Origin of the sequence: Paraburkholderia tuberum STM678 (genome assembly GCF_902833905.1) — a bacterium.
GTDB lineage: Bacteria > Pseudomonadota > Gammaproteobacteria > Burkholderiales > Burkholderiaceae > Paraburkholderia > Paraburkholderia tuberum.
Genome location: NZ_CADFGP010000023.1, coordinates 109,807 through 118,037, shown reverse-complemented (window position 1 = coordinate 118,037; position 8,231 = coordinate 109,807). Strand labels below are relative to the sequence as shown.

Below are 8,231 nucleotides of genomic sequence, written 5' to 3'. Positions count from 1 at the left end.
CAGATTCCGCCTTACGACGGACACCCTTGCCGTTCAGCTAGCACTTCCCCTTGCCGGGTGTGCAGAGGACTTTCACCCCCAAGTCATCCGGCTCGCCACCACAGCGGGTCGGACAGCGCCAGTCACGGCGCTACGCGCCATGCCTGGCGCACCAATGAAAAACGCCGTCACCCTGAGGTGACGGCGTTGGATGAACACGGTACGTGATCGGAGCGCAATCCATGCGCTGCCCCCGCAACGCATGTGGTCACTACCGTGAGAGCCGCTATTGGTCTATTTACCCTTCTTCTTCGCGTTGGCCACGGTCTTCGGGCGGCTCTCAGCCGCGGCCTTCGACGCCTTGCCGGGCTCCGAGGCCGAGACCTTCTCGACCTTGCCCTTGCTGGCAACGGGCGCCGCCGGCTTGTTACCCTTGCCGCCCGGCTCGGAGACCTTGACGATGGCGGAGTGGCCGCGCCCTTTCTTCTTATCGTAGCGCGATTCACCGTGTGTGTCTGCGACGTGGACGCCAATCTTCTGCACACTGCCGCCTTGCACGTCGGCGGCAATCTTTTCCGGACCCGGCTCGCTGGGTACCGGCTTGCCGACCGGCACGTGCAGCACGATCACCTGGCCGCGCGAAACCTGATCGCGATGCGTCCTGTTCCACGCCTTCAGCTGACCGACCGACACGCCGTAGCGCACCGCGATGGCCGCCATCGACTGATTGCGACGCACGCGGATCAGCATCTTGCGCGTGTCGGGTACGTCGGGTTCCATCGCGAGCACCGCGCTTTCGGCGACGTCGGCGCTGATGTCCTCGTCGTCGTCCGAGCCGCGCGGCACGACGATCGTCGAGCCCGGCTTCAGGCGCATACCGACCGGAATCTTGTTCACTTCCATCAGCGTGTCGGGGTCGACGCCGATCTTCTGTGCGATCGCCGCGGGCGTCGCGCGTGCATCGACCGTGTAGGTCGTCCACGACGACAGCGAGCCCGAGTACGTTTTCAGATTGCGCTCGAACGCGGACGCGTTGTCGAAAGGCAACAGAATCTGCGGCTGCGTCGCGCCGAGAATCACCGGCTTCCTGAACGACGGGTTCAGCGAACGGAACTCGTCCGTCGACATATTGGCTAGCCGCGCGGCGACGTCGACGTCGATGTCGTGCGAGGTCGTGACCGTCACGAAGTACGGGTGGTTCGGAATAGACGGCAGGGTGAGCCCGTACATCTGCGGGTTCATCACGAGGTTCTTGACCGCTTGCAGCTTCGGCACGTAGTTGCGCGTTTCGTTCGGCAGACGCAGGCTCATGTAGTCGGTCGGCAGACCCGCCGCCTCGTTGCGCGCGATCGCGCGCTGCACGTTGCCCTCGCCCCAGTTATACGCAGCGAGCGCGAGTTGCCAGTCGCCGAACATGTCGTGCAGGTTCGACAGGTAGTCGAGCGCGGCACTGGTCGACGCAAGCACGTCGCGGCGCTCGTCCTGCCACATGTTCTGCTTCAGGTTGTAAGTCCGGCCCGTGCCCGGCATGAACTGCCACATACCCGCAGCCTTGGCGACCGACAAAGCCTGCGGGCTATATGCAGACTCGATGAACGGCAAGAGCGCGAGCTCGGTCGGCATATGGCGCGACTCAAGTTCCTCGACGATGTGATACAGGTATTTCTGCGAGCGCTCGGTCATGCGCTGCACGTAATCGGGACGCTGCAGATACCAGTTCAGCTGCATGTCGACGAGGTCGCTCTGCAGGTCCGGCATCTGGAAGCCACGGCGAATGCGGCCCCACAGATCGGCGTCCTGGCTCGTCAACTGATTGACGGAGCTCTGGTCGACGTTGATGGTTTCTTTAGCGGTGGCGTTCTTGCGAAGGGCGTCGGCTACGGCCTGCTGGCTGGCGGGGTTAGTGGCGGTATTCGTCGTCGGTCCCTGACTCGCGCACGCGGCGAGTGTCAGGACCAATAACGCACTTAAGATAAATCGCATGAACGTCTCGGTTTCCACAAGGGCTGGAATTTGCAGCCGATAGTACGAAACGTCAACGTTTCCGTCAATTGGAAAATCAAGAAAAAAATCAACCAAATCTGGGGCTTGGCGAATTTTTCCGATTCATCGCGTGAAGAACCGCCGAATGCGCTCCGGATCAACGGAAGCGGTTCTTCCATTCGCGCATCAATGTGAAGGCCTTCAGCCGGTCAGACACCGTTTCGTGCAATCGTGCTTCGAGGTTCGACTGGATCGCCGGCTCGCCTGCGCGCAGGAACGGATTGACCGCGAGCTCGTGCGCGATCGTGGTCGGCAGCGTCGGCTGGTGGCGGGCGCGCAATTCGTTTGCCTTGTCGCGCCACGCCTGCAGTTCGGCATTGTGCGGCTCGCAAGCGAGCGCGAAGCGAATGTTCGACAGCGTGTATTCGTGTGCGCAGTGCACTTCGGTTGCGCCGGGCAGCGCGGCGAGCGCATCGAGCGAGTTCAGCATCTGCTGCGGCGTGCCTTCGAAAAGGCGCCCGCAACCGCACGCGAACAGTGTGTCGCCGCAAAACACGTGCGGCGTGCCGCGCGTATCGGCCGCCTGGAAATAGGCAATGTGTCCGCTCGTGTGACCGGGCACGTCGAGCACGCTGAATTCAAGTGCGGGAGCAGCGATCGTCACGTGATCGCCACTTTTGAGACGATGTGTCAGGTGCGCGATCGCTTCGCCGGCGGGGCCGTAGACCGGCACGTCCTGGCCGTTCAGCAGATCGGCCACCCCGCCGACGTGGTCTTGATGATGGTGCGTGAGTAAAATAGCGCTCAGCCGCCAGCCTCGTTGGGCCAGACAGGCGCGCACAGGGGCGGCTTCGCCCGGATCGACGACGACCGCGTGGTGTCCGTCGGCAATGACCCAGATGTAATTGTCTTCAAACGCCGGGACCGGTACGTACTCGAGCGCATTCATAGGCGACGCATTTTTAATATGACTGACCGAGCGATTATAGACTGGCCCGCCTGGACCGATTCGCCGCCAGGCCGCTACGTGCTCGACTGGGAGCAAACCCAGCTCGATCGCGTGGTGTCGGACGTGTTCGGCTATCATGCGCTGCAACTCGGCCTGCCGCAGCTCGACGCGCTGCGCGAGAACCGCATGCCGTGCCGCGGCCTCGTGCTCGACGCGGCGAGCGGCGCGAGCGCGCCGTATACGTATCCGCGCTGGGCACGTCGTGGCAGCGTGAGCGGCATCAGCAGCGCGGGCAACGCTGGCGACGACAACCCCGCGAACGCCGCGCGAGGCGCCCTTGGTCTGCACGCGCCGGCCGGGCGCAGCGCGGTCTGGTGCGACCTGCTCGATCTGCCGTTCGAAGCGCAAAGCGTCGACCTGCTCGTGATGCCGCATACGCTCGAATTCACCAGCGACCCGCACCGGCTGCTGCGCGAAGCCGAACGCGTGCTGGTGCCCGAAGGCCAACTGATCATCCTCGGCTTCAACTCGTTGTCGCTGTGGGGAGTACGGCAGTCGATCGGCAAGATGACAGGCCGCCCGTTCGTGCCCTCCGCCGTCGATCTGATCGCGTTCACGCGCCTGAAGGACTGGATCAAGCTGCTCGGCTTCGACCTTGAACGCGGGCGCTTCGGCTGCTATCGTCCGCCGCTCGCGAGCGATCAATGGCTCGCGCGTTACGGCTTCATGGAAGCCGCCGGCGACCGCTGGTGGCCGATTTTCGGCGCCACCTACATGATCAAGGCGATCAAGCGCGTGCGCGGCATGCGTCTCGTCGGGCCGCTCAAAGTGAAAAAGCCCGTGCTCGCGGCAGGCCTCGCGCCCGCCGCCACCCCGAACACACGAAACCACACCGAATGACTCCAGATCACATCGACATCTATACCGACGGCGCCTGCAAGGGCAATCCCGGCCCTGGCGGCTGGGGCGCGTTGCTGCGCTTCGGCAGCCAGGAAAAAGAACTGTTCGGCGGCGAGGCCAACACGACCAACAATCGCATGGAGCTGATGGGCGTGATTTCCGCGCTCGAGGCGTTGAAGCGCCCGTGCAAGGCGATCGTGCACACCGACTCGCAGTACGTACAGAAAGGCATCAGCGAGTGGATTCACGGCTGGAAGAAGAAAGGCTGGGTCACCGCGGCGAAACAGCCGGTCAAGAACGCCGATCTGTGGAAGCGGCTCGATGCGCTCGTCGCGCAACACGAGATTGAATGGCGCTGGGTGCGCGGCCACAATGGCCACCCGGAAAACGAGCGCGCCGATCAGTTGGCCAATCGCGGCGTGGCATCGCTCGCCGAGATCTAAAGAGCGTGCGCGCATCGGCAACACCGCGCGCCGCCCTCCCCGCTTTTTTTCCGCAATTTTTTCGAAGCAGGCTAATCCGACATGCGTCAACTGATCCTCGATACCGAAACTACCGGCCTGAACGCCCGCGGCGGCGACCGGATTCTCGAACTCGGTTGCGTCGAGCTCGTGAACCGCCGGCTGACCGGCAACAACCTGCACTTCTATATCAACCCCGAGCGCGACAGCGATCCGGGCGCGCTCGCGGTGCACGGCCTCACCACGGAATTTTTGAGCGATAAGCCGAAGTTCGCGGAGGTCATCGACCAGTTCCGCGATTTCATCCAGGACGCGGACCTGATCATCCACAACGCGCCATTCGACATCGGCTTTCTCGACGCCGAGTTCGCGCTGCTCGGTCTGCCGCCAGTGAGCATGCACTGCGGCGAGATCATCGACACGCTCGCGCAAGCCAAGCAGATGTTCCCCGGCAAGCGCAATTCGCTCGATGCGCTGTGCGACCGCTTCGGCATCAGCAATGCGCACCGTACGCTGCACGGCGCGCTGCTCGACTCGGAACTGCTTGCCGAGGTCTATCTGGCGATGACGCGCGGTCAGGAAAGCCTCGTCATCGACATGCTCGGCGAAGCGCAGGCCGGCGGCGATACACATGCTCCGCGTGTCGCGCTCGACTCGCTGGAGCTGGTCGTGATCGCTGCGAGCGACGACGAAAGCACCGCGCACGAAGCCGTACTCGACGATCTCGACAAGGCGCTCAAAGGCGCGAGCGTATGGCGTCTTGAACCCGCGCCAGCAACTGATGAGCAAACTGCTTAAAAAAGACTAGACGAACCCTAAATTCCCTGACATAATTTCGATCTCTTCGGGTGGTTAGCTCAGCGGTAGAGCACTGCCTTCACACGGCAGGGGTCACTGGTTCGATCCCAGTACTACCCACCAGATTCTTGGTGTGTCGATCACCGAAGACAAAAGGGCTTACGCAGCAATGCGTAAGCCCTTTTTCTATTTGCCGGCAAATACGTCGCGTGCGCCATACGAGAGATCGTTGGCTATAGAACCACGTCGTTCCGTAGGTTGGCGAGCGCCCCGCACTATTGCTATATTCGGCAAACGGGCATTCGCCCGGTCCGGCTCCGTCCGGTTTCTCCATCTTGAACCATCTCAGGGAGGCGCCACATGTTTGCAGTGCATCGCGCGCTCCCCCGCATGGTTCCACGACCGCCGGCCCGTCCGCCACGACCGATGCGACCTTGAAGCCGCAGCGTCGTCGCTGATGCGCCGCCGCCTCGGCAGGCGCACCGCGTTCATTCCAGACAGTCCGTTGTTCCGTTGCCGTTGTTTGCCGTCGTATCTTTTCGCGCGTTCCCGCGCGGATTCCGGCATCCGCTGGCTGTCTACCCCTTTTTCGCTTCTGACTGGAATCTCGGCGCGCTCGTGCTTCGCCGGGCCCAAAGCAAATGGCCAACAGAAAACTCGACTTTCGCGGACAAGCCTTCAAGGATGTCCTCGGCTTCACCTTCCGTCATTGGGCGCAACAGCCGGGGCGCATCGTCGTGATCGCGGCGCTCGCGCTGTTTACGGCGGGCGCGGACATCCTGACGCCGGTCTTCGCCGGACGTCTCGTCGACGCGATCGCGGCCGGTCCGGCGTCGTCGGCGCCCATCTGGCATCACGCGCTCGCGGCCTTCGGCGCGCTCGCCGCGCTCGGCCTCACCGCGACGCTGCTGCGCCAGGGCGTGTACTTCAACATCATCCGCTTCACGCTGAAGATGATGAGCGAGATCGCCGCGCGGGCGTTTCATCGCGTGCAGCGCTTTTCGACCGACTGGCACGCGAACAGCTTCGCCGGCTCGACCGTGCGCAAGATCACGCGCGGCATGTGGGCGCTCGACCTGCTGAATGACACGCTGCTGATCGCGCTGCTGCCATCGCTGGTGATGCTGATCGGCGCGACCCTGCTGCTCGGCTCGCGCTGGCCCATGATGGGCAACGTCGTCGGCATCGGCTCGTTGCTGTACATCGGCGTGACCGTGACGGTATCGCTGGGCTTCGTCGCGCCGTCCGCGCGTCTCGCGAACGCGTGGGACACACGCATGGGCGGCGCGCTCGCCGATGCGGTCAGCTGCAACGGCGTCGTCAAGGCATTCGGCGCGGAAGCGCGCGAGGAAGCGCGCCTCGCGCACGTGATCGGCAAATGGCGGCAACGCACACGCCGCACGTGGGTGCGCGGCACGCTCAACGGCGGCCTCCAGGGGGGCATGCTGGCCGCGATCCAGGCGGCGATTCTCGGCGTGGCGCTACTGCTGTGGGCACGCGGCGAAGCGAGCGTCGGCGACATCACGTTCGCGCTGACGATGTTCTTCATGCTGCAAGGCTATCTGCGTGACATCGGCATGCACATCCGTAACCTGCAGCGCTCGGTCAACGACATGGAGGAACTGGTGTCGCTCGAGAGTCAGCCGCTCGGCGTCGAGGATCGTCCCGGCGCCGGCGCCATCGCGATCCGCGACGGCGAGATCCGCTTCGAGCAGGTGTCGTTTCACTATGGCGCGCACAGCCGGCCGCTCTACGACGACTTTTCCATCCGCATCGCGGCGGGCGAGCGCGTCGGGCTGGTCGGTCATTCCGGCTCGGGCAAGACGACCTTCATCAAGCTGATCCAGCGCCTTCACGACATTTCGGGCGGGCGGATCACGATCGACGGCCAGGACATCGCGCAGGTCCAGCAAGCGTCGCTGCGCAGCCAGATCGCGATCGTCCAGCAGGAGCCGCTACTGTTTCACCGCTCGCTTGCCGAGAACATCGCGTATGGACGGCCCGGCGCGAGCCGCGCCGACATCGAGCGGGCCGCGCGGCTCGCGAGCGCGCACGACTTCATCGCCGCGCTGCCGAACGGCTACGACACGCTGGTCGGCGAACGCGGCATCAAGCTATCGGGCGGCGAGCGTCAACGCGTCGCGATCGCGCGGGCTTTTCTCGCCGACGCGCCGATCCTGATTCTCGACGAAGCCACGTCGAGCCTCGACAGCGAAAGCGAAGTGCTGATCCAGCGCGCGATGGAGCGGCTGATGCAGGGGCGCACGACGCTGGTGGTCGCGCATCGGCTGTCGACGGTGCGTGCGCTCGACCGGCTCCTCGTGCTCGACAAGGGCAAGGTGATCGAGGAAGGCAGCCACGACGCGCTGATCAAACGCGACAACGGCTTGTACCGTCGCTTGTTCGAGCGTCAGGCGCTGGAGCTGATCAAGGGTCTCGGCGAGCCGGAGCTCGTGCGCGAGTCGGCAAAGGTCAAAGCCGACCGGGTCGACGATTCTGGCTTGTTGGTCGGCTAGCGCGACGCAGGCATGCACCAGGCTTCGCGGCAAACGATGCCACGCCTGGCGCCACCAAGCCCCTGGCAATAGAAGGCCCGCCGCGCTACACCGCGCCAGCGGGCAACCCGATGCCGCGCGCCATTCCGGTCGCGGCAAACACCATCAGAACCAGCAGCACGGTCTGGATCACGCTGAAATGCGCGTAAGATCGCGCCTTCTTCAGATTCGGCGCCGCGCCGCTGCGGATCGACGCGCGCCAGCGCATCAGGCCGAGCATCGTGGGCACTTCGAGGATCAGGATCAGCGCGAGCAACGTCATCTTCACGTGAAAGAGCGGCTGGTGCAGGTAGTAGTCGGCGCCCTTCTCATAGCTACCGAACATGCGCATCAGGCCGGTCACGATCAGCACCAGCGCGGCGATGCCCCAGCGTGAATCGGCGCGGAACACCGAACGCAACGCGGCGGGCACCGACGCGCGACGCAGCGACCACGTGCGTCTGAGAATCGACGCGAGCGCAAAACCATAAGCGAGCAGATGAAGGGCGGCAAGCAACCAGCGAACCAGCATGGCGACTCCTGCGAAAGACGCAATATGATCGATGAGTGTCCCACTCGCCCGCCTGCAGGCCGGGCGCCTTGATTGCATTATCGACGAAGCTTCGC

7 protein-coding genes and 1 tRNA gene are annotated in these 8,231 nt (G+C 64.0%); 5 read left to right on the top strand and 3 right to left on the bottom strand.

Features of this window, described 5'->3' with window-relative positions:
• Positions 1–273: 273 nt before the first annotated feature.
• Both HWY30_RS21195 and gloB read right to left on the bottom strand, forming a co-directional pair.
• The gene (locus HWY30_RS21195; RefSeq protein WP_090805403.1) at positions 274–1,962 is read right to left on the bottom strand and encodes a transglycosylase SLT domain-containing protein; all 1,689 of its coding nucleotides are present in this window, start codon (positions 1,960–1,962) and stop codon (positions 274–276) included.
• 157 nt (positions 1,963–2,119) lie between these two features.
• The gene (gene gloB, locus HWY30_RS21190; RefSeq protein ID WP_090801121.1) at positions 2,120–2,911 is read right to left on the bottom strand and encodes a hydroxyacylglutathione hydrolase; all 792 of its coding nucleotides are present in this window, start codon (positions 2,909–2,911) and stop codon (positions 2,120–2,122) included.
• Between the two features lie 18 nt (positions 2,912–2,929).
• Between gloB and HWY30_RS21185 the strand changes: the two genes are divergently transcribed.
• The 5 genes from HWY30_RS21185 (at position 2,930) to HWY30_RS21165 (ending at position 7,586) form a co-directional block, all read left to right on the top strand.
• On the top strand, positions 2,930–3,811 hold the full coding sequence (locus HWY30_RS21185; protein WP_090801123.1) for a class I SAM-dependent methyltransferase: 882 nt from the start codon (positions 2,930–2,932) through the stop codon (positions 3,809–3,811).
• A complete protein-coding gene (rnhA, locus tag HWY30_RS21180) occupies positions 3,808–4,254 on the top strand; it encodes a ribonuclease HI (protein WP_008919315.1) in 447 nt (148 codons plus the stop codon). Before HWY30_RS21185 ends, rnhA begins: the two co-directional genes overlap by 4 nt.
• Positions 4,255–4,335: 81 nt before the next feature.
• Positions 4,336–5,070 (top strand): DNA polymerase III subunit epsilon, encoded by a 735-nt coding sequence (gene dnaQ / locus HWY30_RS21175; protein WP_090801125.1) that lies wholly within the window; start codon positions 4,336–4,338, stop codon positions 5,068–5,070.
• A gap of 48 nt (positions 5,071–5,118) precedes the next feature.
• A tRNA-Val gene (locus tag HWY30_RS21170) sits at positions 5,119–5,193 on the top strand.
• 518 nt (positions 5,194–5,711) lie between these two features.
• A complete protein-coding gene (locus HWY30_RS21165; RefSeq protein WP_090801127.1) occupies positions 5,712–7,586 on the top strand; it encodes an ABC transporter ATP-binding protein in 1,875 nt (624 codons plus the stop codon).
• 85 nt (positions 7,587–7,671) lie between these two features.
• On the opposite strand, the gene HWY30_RS21160 is transcribed toward HWY30_RS21165, so the two are convergent.
• The gene (locus HWY30_RS21160) at positions 7,672–8,136 is read right to left on the bottom strand and encodes a DUF2214 family protein (RefSeq protein WP_090801129.1); all 465 of its coding nucleotides are present in this window, start codon (positions 8,134–8,136) and stop codon (positions 7,672–7,674) included.
• Positions 8,137–8,231 lie beyond the last annotated feature (95 nt).